This is a genomic window from Micromonospora sp. NPDC093277, from assembly GCF_044765245.1.
Lineage (GTDB): Bacteria > Actinomycetota > Actinomycetes > Mycobacteriales > Micromonosporaceae > Micromonospora.
Map to the genome: position 1 here is coordinate 1 of NZ_JBIWJO010000018.1, position 14,915 is coordinate 14,915.

Annotated in this window: 12 protein-coding genes; 9 read left to right on the forward strand and 3 right to left on the reverse strand. The window is 72.6% G+C overall.

What is annotated here, in order from left to right:
• Positions 1-738 precede the first annotated feature (738 nt).
• Complete coding sequence (locus ACIRG9_RS28680) at positions 739-2,481, reverse strand: beta-N-acetylhexosaminidase (protein WP_402862589.1); 1,743 nt, start codon at positions 2,479-2,481, stop codon at positions 739-741.
• A gap of 311 nt (positions 2,482-2,792) precedes the next feature.
• Here ACIRG9_RS28680 and ppdK point away from each other — a divergent pair, with 311 nt between their 5' ends.
• From ppdK to ACIRG9_RS28700, 4 genes are all read left to right on the forward strand, one after another.
• On the forward strand, positions 2,793-5,501 hold the full coding sequence (gene ppdK / locus ACIRG9_RS28685) for a pyruvate, phosphate dikinase (protein WP_402862592.1): 2,709 nt from the start codon (positions 2,793-2,795) through the stop codon (positions 5,499-5,501).
• Positions 5,502-5,661: 160 nt separating this feature from the next.
• Complete coding sequence (locus tag ACIRG9_RS28690; RefSeq protein WP_402862595.1) at positions 5,662-6,012, forward strand: VOC family protein; 351 nt, start codon at positions 5,662-5,664, stop codon at positions 6,010-6,012.
• 10 nt (positions 6,013-6,022) lie between these two features.
• Entirely contained in the window at positions 6,023-7,261 is a 1,239-nt protein-coding gene (locus tag ACIRG9_RS28695; RefSeq protein WP_402862810.1) for a deoxyguanosinetriphosphate triphosphohydrolase, read from the forward strand.
• Between the two features lie 59 nt (positions 7,262-7,320).
• A complete protein-coding gene (locus tag ACIRG9_RS28700) occupies positions 7,321-8,157 on the forward strand; it encodes a siderophore-interacting protein (protein WP_402862597.1) in 837 nt (278 codons plus the stop codon).
• 76 nt (positions 8,158-8,233) lie between these two features.
• Here ACIRG9_RS28700 and ACIRG9_RS28705 read toward each other — a convergent pair whose 3' ends face one another.
• Positions 8,234-8,911 carry a hypothetical protein gene (locus ACIRG9_RS28705; RefSeq protein ID WP_402862599.1) on the reverse strand — a complete coding sequence of 226 codons (678 nt, stop codon included), beginning with the start codon at positions 8,909-8,911 and terminating at the stop codon, positions 8,234-8,236.
• A gap of 125 nt (positions 8,912-9,036) precedes the next feature.
• On the opposite strand from ACIRG9_RS28705, the gene ACIRG9_RS28710 reads away from it, so the two are divergent.
• Genes ACIRG9_RS28710 through ACIRG9_RS28720 form a run of 3 tightly spaced genes read left to right on the forward strand, consistent with a single transcriptional unit; the run spans position 9,037 to position 11,160 of the window.
• Positions 9,037-10,011 (forward strand): ABC transporter ATP-binding protein, encoded by a 975-nt coding sequence (locus ACIRG9_RS28710; protein ID WP_402862602.1) that lies wholly within the window; start codon positions 9,037-9,039, stop codon positions 10,009-10,011.
• A 38-nt stretch (positions 10,012-10,049) separates the two neighbouring features.
• The gene (locus tag ACIRG9_RS28715) at positions 10,050-10,901 is read left to right on the forward strand and encodes an ABC transporter permease (protein ID WP_402862605.1); all 852 of its coding nucleotides are present in this window, start codon (positions 10,050-10,052) and stop codon (positions 10,899-10,901) included.
• A 10-nt stretch (positions 10,902-10,911) separates the two neighbouring features.
• Positions 10,912-11,160: a helix-turn-helix transcriptional regulator gene (locus ACIRG9_RS28720; RefSeq protein WP_402862607.1), complete on the forward strand. Its 249-nt coding sequence runs from the start codon at positions 10,912-10,914 to the stop codon at positions 11,158-11,160.
• Positions 11,161-11,175: 15 nt separating this feature from the next.
• Here ACIRG9_RS28720 and ACIRG9_RS28725 read toward each other — a convergent pair whose 3' ends face one another.
• On the reverse strand, positions 11,176-12,372 hold the full coding sequence (locus ACIRG9_RS28725) for a low temperature requirement protein A (RefSeq protein ID WP_402862609.1): 1,197 nt from the start codon (positions 12,370-12,372) through the stop codon (positions 11,176-11,178).
• 114 nt (positions 12,373-12,486) lie between these two features.
• On the opposite strand from ACIRG9_RS28725, the gene dnaG reads away from it, so the two are divergent.
• Positions 12,487-14,379: a DNA primase gene (dnaG, locus tag ACIRG9_RS28730; RefSeq protein ID WP_402862612.1), complete on the forward strand. Its 1,893-nt coding sequence runs from the start codon at positions 12,487-12,489 to the stop codon at positions 14,377-14,379.
• Positions 14,379-14,915: a hypothetical protein gene (locus ACIRG9_RS28735; protein ID WP_402862615.1), complete on the forward strand. Its 537-nt coding sequence runs from the start codon at positions 14,379-14,381 to the stop codon at positions 14,913-14,915. Before dnaG ends, ACIRG9_RS28735 begins: the two co-directional genes overlap by 1 nt.

The window sequence follows — 14,915 nt, forward strand, 5'->3', positions numbered from 1 at the left end:
GGCGGTGATGCCGGCAGCGGTCAGGACGGTGTTACGCAGCATGGTGTTCTTACGCATGATGATCAGAGCCTTTCGTTCGGGGGTTACGCGACAGGCCCGCGATGGGGGGTGCGGGTGTCGCGTGAAGGGGGAAAGTCTTTGGGGGTGTGGGCCCGGCGGCGTGGCCTGCTCGGGTGACCCGGGGGGTGTAACGACGGCGGCTGGCCGGTCATTCCGGCCCGGCGGCGTGGCCTGCTCGGGTGGTGGCCCGGGGTGTAACGACGGCCGGTGGCCGGTCATTCCGGCCCGGCCCGGCGGCGTGGCCTGCTCGGGTGGCCCGGGGGATGTAACGACGGCGGCTGGCCGGTCATTCCAGCCCGGCTCGGGCCCCGGGTGTAACGGTCGGGGCGGGGCGGTGATTCCCGCGCGGCTCGGTCAGCTTTGCACGCGGTCTGCCATGTTCAACGCCCCGGCCCCCGGCATGATTCCGCCTCGCGGGTGGCCCCGGCCACGGCACACCCCGCGTCAAACCACCCACCCCCGCCCACCTGTGGAAGCGGTACCCTCGCAATCCGGACATTCGGCGCAGGCGGCGCGCACTGCCCGGAGGGGGTGACCCGGGATGCGGCATGTGGTGGTCTCCCGGCGGCTGGAGACCGCCACATGCCGCACCTGGAGTGGATCATGCGGGTGCGGCGCGGGTGGGGTGAGAACGCGCGGGACCGGGTCGGGTGGGAGGGCGTGCCCGCGGGCACCCGGTCAGTGTGCGGGTGTGTCCGCGGCGTTTGGATCGGTCCGTTGCGCCGGGATACGGCCTGTGGGGCGTGTGCGGTCGTCCGTCGGCCAGGGGACCTCCGGCGACGGATGGAAGGTGATCCCGGCAGTGGCCCAGCGTGGGCCGTGTCCGGCCAGCCGTTCCCGGAAGGTGGCCCAGTCGTGTGTCGACCGGGGCGACCAGCACAGTTCGGCGACGGCAGGCAGGCGCGGGAAGAGCATGAACTCCACCTCGGCCAGCGTGGTGACGCTCTCGGTCCAGAGCGGTGCCTCCACCCCGAGCACGGCCTCGGCCGGTACGCCGGCCAGGTGCGTCGCCGGATCCCAGTCGTAAGCCCTTCGAACGTCGATGAGGCCGGCCCAGTCGTGCCCGATCGGGGTGTCCGGGGCGTACTTCATGTCCAGGTAGGCGTGGTTGGCGGGGGAGAGGATCAGCTGGGCGCCCCGGCGTACCGCGTCGGCCGTGACCGGGTCGTCGCCGTTGGTGCCCCACCACTGCAGCAGCCGGCCCTCGGCGTGGGCGGCCGGGGCGAGCTGGTGCCAGCCGACCACGGTCTTCCCGGTCGTGGCGACGATCCGCTGCGCCCGCTCGACGAAGCCGGTGTACGCGTCGCCCTTGACCTTGAACGCCTCGTCGCCGCCGATGTGCAGCCAGGGACCGGGGGTGAGCGCGGCCACCTCACGCAGCACGTCGGCGACGAACTCGTACGTCCGCTCGTCGGCGGGGTCGACGTAGCTGAACCCGACCTCGGTGCCGGTGTACGGCGGCGGCGCGGTCTTGCCGGGTGCCAGCTGCGGGTACGCGACCAGCGCCGCGTTGGTGTGGCCCGGCAGGTCGATCTCCGGCACGACGGTGACGTGCTGGCGGGCGGCGTACCGGACGATCCGGCGGTAGTCGTCCCTGGTGTACCAGCCGCCCGGTCCGCCGCCCACCTCGGTGGCGCCGCCGACCTCGGTGAGCTTCGGCCAGGAGTCGACCGCGATCCGCCAGCCCTGGTCGTCGGTGAGGTGCAGGTGCAGGTGGTTGAGCTTGTACCGGGCCAGGTGGTCGATCACCCGCAGCACGTCCTCGACGGGGAAGAAGTGCCGGACCACGTCGAGCATCGCCCCCCGGTACGCGAAACGGGGGCGGTCGACGATCGTGCCGCCCGGCACCACCCAGCGCTCGGCGACCGGTGTGGCGCTCTCCACCGTCGCCGGCAGGAGCTGCCGCAGCGTCTGCACCCCGTGGAAGAGGCCGGCCGCGGTGACGGCGGTGATCCGCACCTCGGTGCCGGTCACGTCGAGCCGGTAGCCCTCGTCGCCCAGGGTTTCCGCGCCGATCGTGGCGGCGTCCGTCGGCTCGGCACCCGTCACGCCGGACAGGGCGAGCACGAGCAGGCCGTCCTGCCGGGCGGCGGCGGTGCCGGTGACCGGGAGCGGGTAGCCGGTCGCCGGTCGCAGCAGCTCGGCGAGTTGCCCGGCGACGTCCCGGGCGGCCTGGTCGGCGTCGACCCGGATCACCGCGTCCTCGGGCAGCGTGAAGTCGGCCGTGCCGTCGGGCGCGACCCGCTCGGGGGCGGGCACCACGTCGGCCAGCCGCACCGGCGCGGGCGGGGCGAGCAGTTCACCGGCCGCCTGGGTGGCGGCTCGGGCCAGCTCGGCGGCGGCCGGCGCTCGGGTGACGACATCGACCTGGTCGCGCGGTTCGGGACCGGTCTCGGGCGAAGCGGCGGGGGTGGTCGGCACGGCGACGGCTCCGGGGTGTATTTGCGTCGAATATGGCAAAAGTCAAGTTCAACAGAACCAGTGCCGTCAAGAGTACGAGGGGATCCGGAATTGCGTGATAGTGCGCGTGGAAACGTTCCCAAAAACTGGTACGAACGCGGATAGTGGTGACGGCTGTGCCAATTGTCACCGAACGGTCCCAGGCCACTCGATGTTCGCTTAGCCTTCGCCCACCGAATGCAGACAGCACCGGATTGCCGGTGGTCGGTCTCGGGGTAGGTCCGAACTGAACCTTCGTTAAGTGTCACTTCCGGCGCGTGTGGGAGGCTCTGGTGGCAGCGCAACAGACGGTGGACAACAAGTACGTCTACGACTTCGCCGAGGGCAACAAGGATCTCAAGGATCTGCTCGGCGGCAAGGGAGCCAACCTCGCCGAGATGACCAACCTCGGCCTGCCGGTCCCGCCCGGCTTCACGATCACCACCGAGGCGTGCAAGGCGTACCTGGCGACCGGCCGGGAGCCGGACGGGCTCGCCGAGCAGATCGAGGCGCACCTGGAGTCGCTGGAGCGCGGCATGGCCCGCAAGCTGGGTGACCCCGAGGACCCGCTGCTGGTGTCGGTCCGCTCCGGGGCCAAGTTCTCGATGCCCGGCATGATGGAGACCGTCCTCAACGTCGGCCTCAACGACCGCAGCGTCGTCGGGCTCGCCGCACAGGCCGGCGGCAACGAACGGTTCGCCTGGGACTCGTACCGCCGGCTGATCCAGATGTTCGGCAAGACCGTGTGCGAGGTGCCGGGCGAGGAGTTCGAGCACGCCATCGACGAGGCCAAGCGGGCCAAGGATACGCACAACGACCTGGACCTGGACGCGGACGACCTGCGCGGGCTGGTCGACACGTACAAGAAGATCTTCGCCAAGCACACCGGGCGGGAGTTCCCGCAGGAGCCGCGGGAGCAGCTCGACCTGGCCATCCGCGCGGTCTTCGAGTCGTGGAACGCCGAGCGTGCGGTGGTCTACCGCCGGCAGGAGCGCATCCCGGCCGACCTGGGCACGGCGGTCAACGTGGTGGCCATGGTCTTCGGCAACCTCGGTCCGGACTCCGGCACCGGCGTGGCCTTCACCCGCGACCCGGCCAGCGGCGCGCAGGGCATCTACGGCGACTATCTCGCCAACGCTCAGGGTGAGGACGTCGTCGCCGGCATCCGCAACACCGTGCCGTTGCAGGAGCTGGAGCGGATCGACAAGACGTCCTACGACGAGCTGCTCGGCTACATGGCCCGGCTGGAGGGGCACTACAAGGACCTCTGCGACATCGAGTTCACCATCGAACGCGGCAAGCTCTGGATGCTCCAGACCCGGGTCGGCAAGCGGACCGCCGCCGCCGCGTTCGTCATCGCCGGGCAGCTCGTCGACGAGGGGCTGATCGACCTGGACGAGGCGCTGCACCGGGTCAACGGGGCGCAGCTCGCCCAGCTGATGTTCCCCCGGTTCCGGCTGGACCACGAGTTCGAGCCGGTGGCCAGGGGCATCGGCGCGTCGCCGGGCGCGGCCGTCGGCAAGGTGGTCTTCAGCTCGGACCGGGCGGTCGAGCTGGCCGCCGAGGGGGAGCCGGTGATCCTGGTCCGTCGGGAGACCAACCCGGACGACCTGAACGGCATGATCGCCAGCCGGGGCATCCTCACCTCGCGGGGCGGCAAGACCAGCCACGCCGCGGTGGTGGCCCGGGGCATGGGCAAGACCTGCGTCTCCGGCGCGGACGAACTCGACGTCAACGTCCCGGCGAAGAAGTTCACCGTCGCCGGGCAGACCGTTAACGAGGGCGACGTCGTGTCCATCGACGGCACCACCGGCAACGTCTACCTCAGCGAGGTGCCGGTCATGCCGTCCGAGGTGGTGCAGTACTTCGAGGGCAACCTCGATCCGGAGCGGACCGACGATCAGCTGGTTCGGGCCGTACACCGGATCATGACGCACGCCGACGGCACGCGGCGGCTGCTGGTCCGGACGAACGCCGACACCGGCCCGGACGCGGCGCGGGCGCGGCGCTTCGGCGCCGAGGGCATCGGCCTGTGCCGCACCGAGCACATGTTCCTCGGCGACCGGCGGGAGCTGGTCGAGCGGCTCATCCTCGCCGGCACCGACCGGGAACGGGAGGACTCGCTCGCCGCGCTGCTGCCGTTGCAGCGGGCCGACTTCATCGAGATCTTCCGCGCGATGGACGGCCTGCCGGTCACCGTACGGCTGATCGACCCGCCGCTGCACGAGTTCCTGCCCCCGCTGGAGCAGCTCGCGGTCAACGTGGCGGTCGCGCAGGAGCGCGGCGAGGACGTGGCCAAGGAGCAGGCGCTGCTCGCCGCCGTCCGGCGGATGCACGAGGAGAACCCGATGCTCGGCCTGCGTGGCGTCCGGCTCGGTCTGGTCATCCCCGGCCTCTTCGCCATGCAGGTCCGTGCGATCACCGAGGCTGCCGTCGAGGTCGTCCGGGCCGGCGGGTCGGCCTGCCCGGAGATCATGGTCCCGCTGGTCGGCGCGGTGCAGGAGCTGGAGACGGTACGCGCCGAGGCCGAGAAGATCATCGCGGAGGTGGTCGGGGACAGCGGCGTCGAGGTGCTGATCGGCACGATGATCGAGGTGCCCCGGGCGGCGCTGACCGCCGGCCAGATCGCCGAGGCGGCCCAGTTCTTCTCCTTCGGCACCAACGACCTGACCCAGATGGCCTGGGGTTTCTCCCGCGACGACGTCGAGGGCGCCTTCTTCTGGCGCTATCTGGAGCTGGGTATCTTCGGCATCTCGCCGTTCGAGTCGATCGACCGGGACGGCGTCGGCCGGCTGGTCCGGATCGCCGCCGAGGAGGGCCGGGCCGCCCGGCCCGGGCTGAAGCTCGGCGTCTGCGGCGAGCACGGCGGGGATCCCGACTCGGTGCACTTCTTCCACGAGGTCGGCCTCGACTACGTCTCCTGTTCCCCCTTCCGCGTCCCGGTGGCCCGCCTGGAGGCCGGCCGCGCCGCGGTGGTGACCAGCGGCTCCGACTCCCGCTGACCACCCGACCTCGACGATCATGAGGTTGGCGGCCGTGCCGGTCACCGCCAACCTCATGATCGACCCGTGTCGACCCGTACCGGGTCGCTGAGCGCGCCGAACCGTGCCTTCGGGCGTAACCTGGGCTCGCTCGTGTCGATCAGCAGGGAAGGGTGGTCGCATGACCAGCGTCTGGGAGAACCTGACCGTGGACGCCCAGGACCCGGCGCGGCTCGCCCACTGGTGGGCCGAGGCGCTCGGCTACCGGGTGGTCAGTGAGAAGCCGGACGAGGTGGAGATCCGCCGTGCGCCGGACCAGCTTCCCGGCATCGTCTTCGTCCCGGTCACCCAGGCCAAGGAAACCAAGAACCGGCTGCACATCGACCTGCGCCCGGAGGACCGGGAGGCGGAGGTCGAGCGGCTGGTCGACATGGGCGCCCGGCACGTGGACATCGGCCAGGGTGGTGTCGGGTGGACGGTGCTGGCCGACCCGGAGGGCAACGAGTTCTGCGTGCTCCGGGAGCGGAGCTGACCGCTTGAACGTGCGTGCCGGCACTGACGACGCGGCCCGGCTGGTCGTCGAGGCACCCAAGGACACCGGGTACGGGCGGTCGCCGTACGAGCGGGACCGGGCGCGGGTGCTGCACTCGGCGGCGTTCCGCAGGCTCGCCGCCAAGACCCAGGTGCACACCGCCGGCACCGACGACTTCCTGCGTACCCGGCTGACCCATTCGTTGGAGGTGGCGCAGGTCGCCCGGGAGATGGGGGCCCGGCTCGGCTGCGACCCGGACGTGGTGGACACCGCCGGGCTGGCGCACGACCTCGGCCACCCGCCGTTCGGGCACAACGGCGAGGACGCCCTGGACACCCTCGCCGGCGACTGCGGCGGCTTCGAGGGCAACGCCCAGACCTTGCGGGTGCTGACCCGGCTGGAGGCCAAGGTGCTCGCCCCGGACGGCCGCTCGGTCGGGCTCAACCTGACCCGGGCCTCGCTCGACGCGGTCAGCAAGTACCCGTGGGAGCGCCGTCCCGGTCGGCGCAAGTTCGGCGTGTACGCCGACGACCGGCCGGTCTTCGACTGGCTGCGCGCCGGTTCCCCGCCCGGTGGCCGGCGCTGCCTGGAGGCGCAGGTGATGGACTGGGCCGACGACGTGGCGTACTCGGTGCACGACGTGGAGGACGGCATCCACGGCGGGTACGTCAGCCTGCGCCCGCTGCTGGCCGACGCCGACGAACGGCGGGCGCTCTGCGTCGACGTGGCGGCGGCGTACTCCGGGGAGGCTCCCGAGGACCTGCACGAGGTGCTGGTCGAACTGCTGGCCGAGCCGGTGCTCGCCCCGCTCGCCGCGTACGACGGCAGCCACCGCGCCCTGGCCGCGCTCAAGGCGACCACCAGTGTGCTCACCGGCCGGTTCGTCGCGGCCGTGGTGGCCGCCACCGACGAGCGGCACGGCCCCGGGCCGCACCGCCGCTACGCCGCCGACCTGGTGGTGCCCCGCCGGATCCGGGCGCAGTGCGCGCTGCTCAAGGGCATCGCGCTGCGCTACGTCATGCGCCGCCCCGGTGCCGTCACCCGGTACGCGCAGCAGCAGGAGATCCTCGCCGAACTGGTCGCCGTACTGGCGGACCGGGCGCCGGACGCGCTCGACCCGGTCTTCGCGCCGCTGTGGCGGGACGCGCCCGACGACGCCGCGCGACTGCGAGTGGTGATCGACCAGGTGGCCTCGCTCACCGACCCGGCCGCCCTGGCCTGGCACATCCGCCTGGTCCGCAACCCCTGACCTGCCCGCCGCCCGACCGCGCTGGGGATGCCGGGGCGACTTAGGCTAGCCTAAGTGGCATGACGGAGCGCCCGAAGAAGGTCACCGCCGCCACGGTCGTGCGGACCGAGCGGCCCACCGCACATCTGATCCGGCTGGTGCTCGGCGGCGAGGAACTGGCCGGCCTGCCGGTGGGCGCGTACACCGACCACTACGTCAAGGTTCTCTTCCCGCCGGCCGGAGTGGTCTACCCGCACCCCACCGACCTGGCCACCATCAAGCGCGAGTTCCCGGCCGAGCAGTGGCCGCGGCTGCGGGCGTACACGGTGCGGGCCTGGGACGCGACGGCGGGTGAGCTGACCATCGACGTGGTGCACCACGGCGACGAGGGGTTGGCCGGGCCGTGGGCGGCCGGGCTGCGCCCCGGCGACGGGGTGCTCTTCACCGGCCCCGGCGGGGCGTACGCGCCGGACCCGACGGCGGACTGGCACCTGCTGGCCGGCGACGAGAGCGCCCTGCCGGCGATCTCCGCCGCCGTGGAGCGGCTGCGGGCCGGCGCGCGGGCCGTGGTCTTCGTCGAGGTCGACGGCCCGGCCGACGAGTTGCCGCTGACCAGCCCGGGCGCGGTCGAGCTGCGCTGGCTGCACCGGGCCGGCCGCCCGGTGGGCGACGCGCTGGTCGAGGCGGTCCGGGCACTGGACTTCCCGTCCGGGCGGGTGCACGCCTTCGTCCACGGCGAGGCCACCTTCGTCAAGGAGTTGCGCCGACTGCTGCGCGTCGAGCGCGGCGTGCCCCGGGACGCCCTCTCCATCTCCGGCTACTGGCGCCGAGGCATGGACGACGAGGGCTGGCGCTCCACCAAGCCTGCCTGGACCGCTCAGGCCGAAGCCGACGAATCCACCCCGCTCCCCACCTGACCCCCACCCACCTCCCTCCGTCTGATCATGAGGTTGTGGCGCGACGCGCCGAAGCCAGAAGGCGACAACGTCATGATCAACCGACCCGGGGCGAGGGTGCGGGTGGGGTGTGGGAGGGAGCGGGGGTGAGAGGGCGGGTGGTCAGGACGGTGCCTACCAGGGCGGCGGAGCGGGCTACGCGGCGGCGGATCACCCGGAGGTGCACGGCGACCGAGGTGGTGGCGACCACCGCCGCGACCAGCGCCGCCAGCCAGGCCGGGCCGGCGAGCAGCATGCCCAGCGTGGCGGCCAGGCCGAGCAGTGCGCTGTTCACCAGCGCGATCATGCCGGCCTGGCTGACCAGGTCACGGAACCAGTGCCGGTGGAACGGCTCGGGTGCGAACGGTCCCGGGTCGTCCAGCGTCGGCATGACGATGAACGGACTCAGGGCGGGCGCGCGGCGGGCCAGGTAGGTGCGGAGCACGGTGGCGGCGACCGCGTACCGGCGGCCCCGGTCGTTCAGCTCGATCTGACGGGCGAACACGAAGACTCCGAGCAGCAGGACCAGCAGCCCGAGCCCGGCAGCCATGGCCGGGGCGAGCCGCCCGCCGGGCCCGCCCGTGGTGATCAACCCGGCCGAGACGGCGGTCGCGCCGGACGCCACCGCCAGGAAGAAGGTCAGCCGGGCGGTGGACTGGTCGTGCACCGTACGGCTCAGCTCGCGCAGGTGCTCGTACTCGGCGAGCGCGATGGTCAGTTCGGTGTCGTCGGCCATCTGGCGTCCCCTCCCCGGTGGCGGATCCCACCGTAGTCAAGATCGGCAAGGGACGGGGCCCTGTCGTGCTCCCGACCGAGAGCGGGTGCCCCTCGATATGTAGTAGAGGTGCTACATTCCGCGGTATGACTACGGTGGAGATACCGGGAGTCGCCGAGACTCCGCACCCGCCCGACGGGGACCTGGTCCTCGACGTCCGCGACCTGCGCATGCGATACGGCAGCGTCGACGTGCTGCACGGGGTCGACTTCACCGCCCGGCGCGGCGAGGTGCTCGCCCTGCTCGGGCCCAACGGCGCCGGCAAGACCACCACGATCGAGGTCCTGGAGGGCTTCCGGATGCGCTCGGCGGGCGACGTCCGCGTCCTCGGCGTCGACCCCGGGCGGGGCGACGAGCGCTGGCGCGCCCGTATGGGGGTGGTGCTCCAGTCCTGGCGCGACCACGGCAAGTGGCGGGTCCGGGACGTGCTGAGCCACCTCGCCGACTTCTACGCCCCGTACTCCACCGACCGGATCCTTCGGCCCTGGCCGATCGACGATCTGCTGGAGACCGTGGGCCTCACCCCGCACGCCGGCAAGCGGGTGCAGCGGCTCTCCGGTGGTCAGCGCCGCCGGCTCGACGTGGCGGTCGGCATCGTGGGCCGTCCGGAACTGCTCTTCCTGGACGAGCCGACGGTCGGGTTCGACCCGGCCGCCCGGCGCGAGTTCCACGATCTGGTGCACCGGCTCGCCGACCTGGACGAGACCACCATCCTGCTCACCACGCACGACCTGGACGAGGCGGAGAAGCTCGCCGACCGGATCCTCATCCTGTCCGGTGGCCGGATCATCGCCGACGGATCGCCCGACGAACTGGCCCGGCGGGTCGCCGGGGACGCCGAGATCCGGTGGACCCGGGCCGGGGAGCGGTTCGTGCACTCCGCCGCCGACGCCACCGGCTTCGTCCGGGACCTGCTCCGGCAGCACGGCGACGACGTGCAGGAGTTGGAGGTCCGCCGGGCCAGCCTGGAGGACGCGTACATGGCGCTGGTCTACGAAGAGGAAACCGGAGTCCGGACCGGCGCCGCCGTCCGGGCGTGGCAGCAGGGGGGCTCGCGATGAGCGAGGGGCAGCGAGCGAATCGTCAGCACGGCGTCGGCATGAGCGCGACCACGGCGGCCGTCCGGGCCGGCATCCGGCGTGGTGGGATCGAGCTGCGCAACACCTTCACCAACGGCCAGGATCTGTGGAACTACTTCTTCCCGACCGTCATCCTGCTGGTCACCATGTTCTTCATGCGTGGCGCCACGGTGCCCGGCACCTCCTTCTCCCTCGGCGCGCGTACGCTGCCCAGCGCGCTCGGCATGGGGCTGGCCTTCGGCGGCCTGCTCGGCCTGGCCCAGCAGCTCATCGTCGACCGGGAGGACGGCACGCTGCTGCGGGCCAAGGCGACGCCGAACGGGATGCTCGGCTACCTGATCGGCAAGATCGTCATGCTCTCGGCGGTGTCGCTGATCGGGTTCGCCCTCCAGCTCAGCCCCGCGCTGTTCTTCCTGGACGGGATCCGGCTCACCGACGGCGGCGCCTGGCTCACGATCGCCTGGGTGGTGCCGCTCGGGCTGGTGGCGACGCTGCCGCTGGGCGCGGTGATCGGCTCGCTGATCGAGAATCCCCGCAACATGGGCCTGGTGGTGCTGCCGACCTTCGGTCTCATCGCGCTCTCCGGCATCTTCTACCCGATCAACGGCTTCCCGGGATGGCTGCAGGCCGTCGCGCAGAGCTTCCCGATCTACTGGCTAGGGTTGGGCATGCGCTCGGCGCTGCTGCCCGACAGCATGGCCGCGGTCGAGCTGGGCGGCTCCTGGCGGCACCTGGAGACGCTCGGCGTGCTGGGGCTCTGGGCGGTGGCCGGGCTGCTGATCGCCCCGGCGGTGCTGCGCCGGATGGCCCGCCGGGAGTCCGGTTCGCGGGTGGCCGCACGCCGGGAGCGGGCCATGCAGCGGGCGGTGTGAGAGGGCGTCGATGAGCGAGACCGTGCACAACCGGATCGCGGTGCTGCGCGCCGAGCGGGGCATCTCCCGCCGGCAGCTCGCCGACGCCTTGGGCGTGCACTACCAGACGGTCGGCTACCTGGAACGGGGCGAGTTCCGGCCCAGCCTGCATCTGGCGTTGCGGATCGCGGCGCACTTCGAGGTGCCGGTCGAGGTGGTGTTCTCCATCGAGCCGTTCCCGCGGATCGGGGACGGCGTGGGGGCGGGCCAGTCGGCCTGACCCGCGCCGGCCCGGTCACGCCGCCTTCGCCGCCATGCTCGCGAGGTGCCGGGTGACCAGCACCGCGTAACCGACGAGCGTCGCGGCGACCAGCAGCAGCATGGGCAGCGGGCGGTCGACGGCCACGGTCGCCGCGGTGACCGAGGCGATCCCGCCGCTGCTCAGCACGTACCGGCGGGCACCCGGAGGCTGCTCCGACACCCGGTTCAGGCCGAGGCCGCACAGCATCCACGTCACCAGCGAGGCGGCCAGGAGCAGCCGCAGGCCCAGCGGGGCCGCCGGCGCGTCGGCGTCGACCTGCCGGACCACGTCCCCGAGGGACCAGCCGAGCAGCAGCAGCGCGCTGTTCATCAGGATGTGCAGGTAGGCGTACCGCTGTCCGCCGCCCAGCCGGGCCAGCGCCAGTCCGGACTCGACGAAGGTGGTGTAGACCCACCACACGGACGCCGGCAGGGCGAACGCGGCCGCCGCGGCGACGGCCACCCGCGGCTCCGGGTGGATCGGGACCGCGGCGAGTACGCTCGCCAGCGCGCTGCCGAGCACGATGATGGTGAACTGGCCGAGCCGTTCGGGAAGGTGCACGACGTCGGCCGGTGACCGGTTGAGCCGGCGCATCCCCAGCCAGGGCGTTGCCAGCTCGATGATCATCGCGGCCGTCCAGAGCACCGGCCGGGTGGCGGCGGGTACGGCCAGCGAGGCGAGCCAGATCAGCCAGCCCACGCCGAATCCGGTGAGGTAGATGCTGGTCACCTCGCGGGTCGCGTGATCCGTCGGCCGGACCCGGAGATAGAGCAGCAGCAGGACGCCGCGGACCACGAGGTAGCCGATCGGCAGCAGGGCGGACCGCGGCGCTCCGCCCACGCCCAGGGTGAGCGCCCCGGCGCCGGCCACCGCCACCAGCACCAGCAGCCGGTGCGGGGGGTCGTCCGGGTCGTACCGGGTGTCGTAGAAGACCTGGCCGGCCCAGGCCCACTGCACCACCACCGAGAGTCCTCCGGCGGCCAGCAGGTCCCAGCGGGTCGGCACCAGGCCGTGACCGAACCGGCCGACCACGGCGCCCAGCGCCAGGACGAAGACCAGGTCGAAGAAGAGTTCGAGCCAGGTCGCGTGTCGCTGGCCGGCTTCGTCCGCCAGGCGGCGGGAGGGCCGGAGGGCGAACCGGGCGGCCAGTCGCCCTGGCCAGGGCGCACCGTCGGCGCGTACCCGTCGCACGTCTTCCATGGTCGCGGACGCCGAGCGGCCCGCGGGGCGCAACCGCCGAGTCCACGCGGGATTCGCCACACCGGCCGTCCCCCGGCCGCCCGATGGTCGGACCGGCAGGGCAGGATGTACGCCGAGGGGGTGGCGGAGATGGCGGGGCGGATCCGGGACGAGGACATCGCGCTGGTCCGCGAGCGCACCTCGATCGCCGAGGTCATCTCCGACACGGTCACGCTGAAGTCGGCCGGCGCCGGCAACCTGAAGGGCCTGTGCCCGTTCCACGACGAGAAGAGCCCGTCGTTCAACGTCTCGCCCGCCCGCAATGTCTGGTACTGCTTCGGCTGCGGGGCCGGCGGCGACGCGATCAAGTTCCTGATGGACGCCGAGCACCTGAGCTTCGTCGAGTCCGTCGAGCGGCTGGCCGCGCGCGCCGGCCTCCAGCTCAGGTATGTCGAGGACGACCGCTCGGCCCCGCGTACCCGGCCGCAGCAGGGGCAGCGGCAGCGGCTGGTGGCCGCGCACGCCGCCGCCGTGGAGTTCTACCGCGCGCAACTCGGCGCGGCCGGCGCCCGTCCGGCCCGGGAGTTCCTGGCGCGGCGCGGCTTCGACCGGGCCGCCGCCGAGCGGTACGGGTGCGGCTTCGCCCCGGACGCCTGGGACCTGCTCACCAAGCACCTGCGTCAGCAGGGCTTCACCCACGACGAGCTGGTCACCGCCGGGCTGTCCCGGCCGTCCCGCTCGGGCACCCTGATCGACCGGTTCCGCCGGCGGCTGCTCTGGCCGATCCGCGACCTCACCGGCGACGTCATCGGCTTCGGCGCGCGCAAGCTGTTCGACGATGACGACGGCCCGAAGTACCTGAACACCCCCGAGACGCCGCTCTACAAGAAGTCCCACATCCTCTACGGCATCGACCAGGCCAAGCGGGAGATCGCCAAGCAGGGCAAGGTGGTCGTGGTCGAGGGCTACACCGACGTGATGGCCTGCCACCTGGCCGGGGTGCCGACCGCCGTGGCCACGTGCGGCACGGCGTTCGGCGGCGATCACATCTCGGTCCTGCGTCGGGTGCTCTTCGACAGCGACGAACGAGCTGGCGAGATCATCTTCACCTTCGACGGGGACGCTGCCGGGCAGAAGGCCGCGTTGCGTGCCTTCGAGGACGACCAGCGCTTCGTCGGGCGTACCTTCATCGCGGTCGGTCCGGACAACATGGATCCCTGCGAGCTGCGCCTGGCCAAGGGCGACCTCGCCGTCCGCGACCTGGTCGCCCGCCGCGAGCCGCTGGTCGACTTCGCGCTCCGCCACGCGATCAACCGGTACGACCTGGACACCGTCGACGGCCGGGTGGAGGCGATGCGCCGGGCCGCGCCGCTGGTCGCCAAGATCAAAGACCGGGAGAAGCGCCCCGAGTACGTCCGCAAGCTCGCCGGCGACCTCGGCATGGAGATCGAGCCGGTGCAGCGCGCGGTGCTGGCCGCCGCGTCCGGGCAGCCGGCCGGCGGTGCGCCCGCCCCGGCGCGGGGCGGACCGGTCGCGCCGACCGTGGACAGCCCGCAGTCGCTGGTCGAACGGGAGGCGCTCAAGCTCGCCGTCCAGGAGCCGGTGCTGGCCGGCCCGATGTTCGACGCGGTGGAGGCCAGCGCCTACCGGCACCCGGTGCACGAGGCGGTCCGGGCGGCGATCGCCGCGGCCGGCGGGGTGGTGGCGGCCACCGGCGGCGCGGTCTGGATCGAGCAGGTCCGTGACGCCTGCGCCGACCTGGCCGGCCAGGCGCTCGTCGGGGAGCTGGCCGTCGAGCCGCTGCGCATCGACGGCGAGCCCGACCCCCGCTACGTCTCGGTCACCCTGGCCCAGCTCCAGTGGGGTTCGGTCACCGGCCGGATCAAGGACCTCAAGTCGAAGATCCAGCGGATCAACCCGGTGAGCAACAAGGACGAGTACTTCGCCCTCTTCGGGGAACTGCTCTCGCTGGAGCAACACGCGCGGGCGCTGCGCGAGCAGGCCGCCGGAGGACTGTGATGGGCTTCTTCAACCGCAAGCCGAAGCTGCCGCCCGGTGCCCGGCCGCCGCTGGCCGTCGAGGAACGGGTGCTCGCCTGGGCCGCCGCCGGCAACGGCGAGGGCGACGGCGTGCTGGTCGCGAGCAACCTCGGGCTCTGGCTGCCCGGCCGGGGGCACCGGATCGGCTGGCACGACATCCTCAAGGCGGTGTGGTCCGGCCGGGAACTCACCGTCACCCCGGCCGAGCGGGTCGCCGACCGGGACGGCTACCTGGTCGTCGCCGACTGCCCGGCCGAGACCTACCTGCTGCTCGACCCGGGTGACCTGCCGCACCAGGTGCGGACCCGGGTCACCCGCTCCGTCGCGCACACCGAGCACCACCCGGTGCCCGGCGGAGCCGGCCGGATCGTCGCCCGCCGGGTGCCCGGGATGGACGGTCTGACCTGGACGGTCCGCTACGACCCGGGCACGCCCGTCGACGACGAGGCGGTGACTGCCGAGACCGGACGGCTGGTCGCCGCGGCCCGGGCCGCCACCGCCCCGGCGAATCTCTGA

Coding starts and splice junctions, on each gene's coding strand:
- ACIRG9_RS28690 (WP_402862595.1), top strand. CDS start 5,662: ATGACCAGCGTCTGGGAGAACCTGACCGTGGACGCCCAGGACCCGGCG.
- ACIRG9_RS28700 (WP_402862597.1), top strand. CDS start 7,321: ATGACGGAGCGCCCGAAGAAGGTCACCGCCGCCACGGTCGTGCGGACC.
- ACIRG9_RS28705 (WP_402862599.1), bottom strand. CDS start 8,911: ATGGCCGACGACACCGAACTGACCATCGCGCTCGCCGAGTACGAGCAC.
- ACIRG9_RS28710 (WP_402862602.1), top strand. CDS start 9,037: ATGACTACGGTGGAGATACCGGGAGTCGCCGAGACTCCGCACCCGCCC.
- ACIRG9_RS28715 (WP_402862605.1), top strand. CDS start 10,050: ATGAGCGCGACCACGGCGGCCGTCCGGGCCGGCATCCGGCGTGGTGGG.
- ACIRG9_RS28720 (WP_402862607.1), top strand. CDS start 10,912: ATGAGCGAGACCGTGCACAACCGGATCGCGGTGCTGCGCGCCGAGCGG.
- dnaG (WP_402862612.1), top strand. CDS start 12,487: ATGTACGCCGAGGGGGTGGCGGAGATGGCGGGGCGGATCCGGGACGAG.
- ACIRG9_RS28735 (WP_402862615.1), top strand. CDS start 14,379: ATGGGCTTCTTCAACCGCAAGCCGAAGCTGCCGCCCGGTGCCCGGCCG.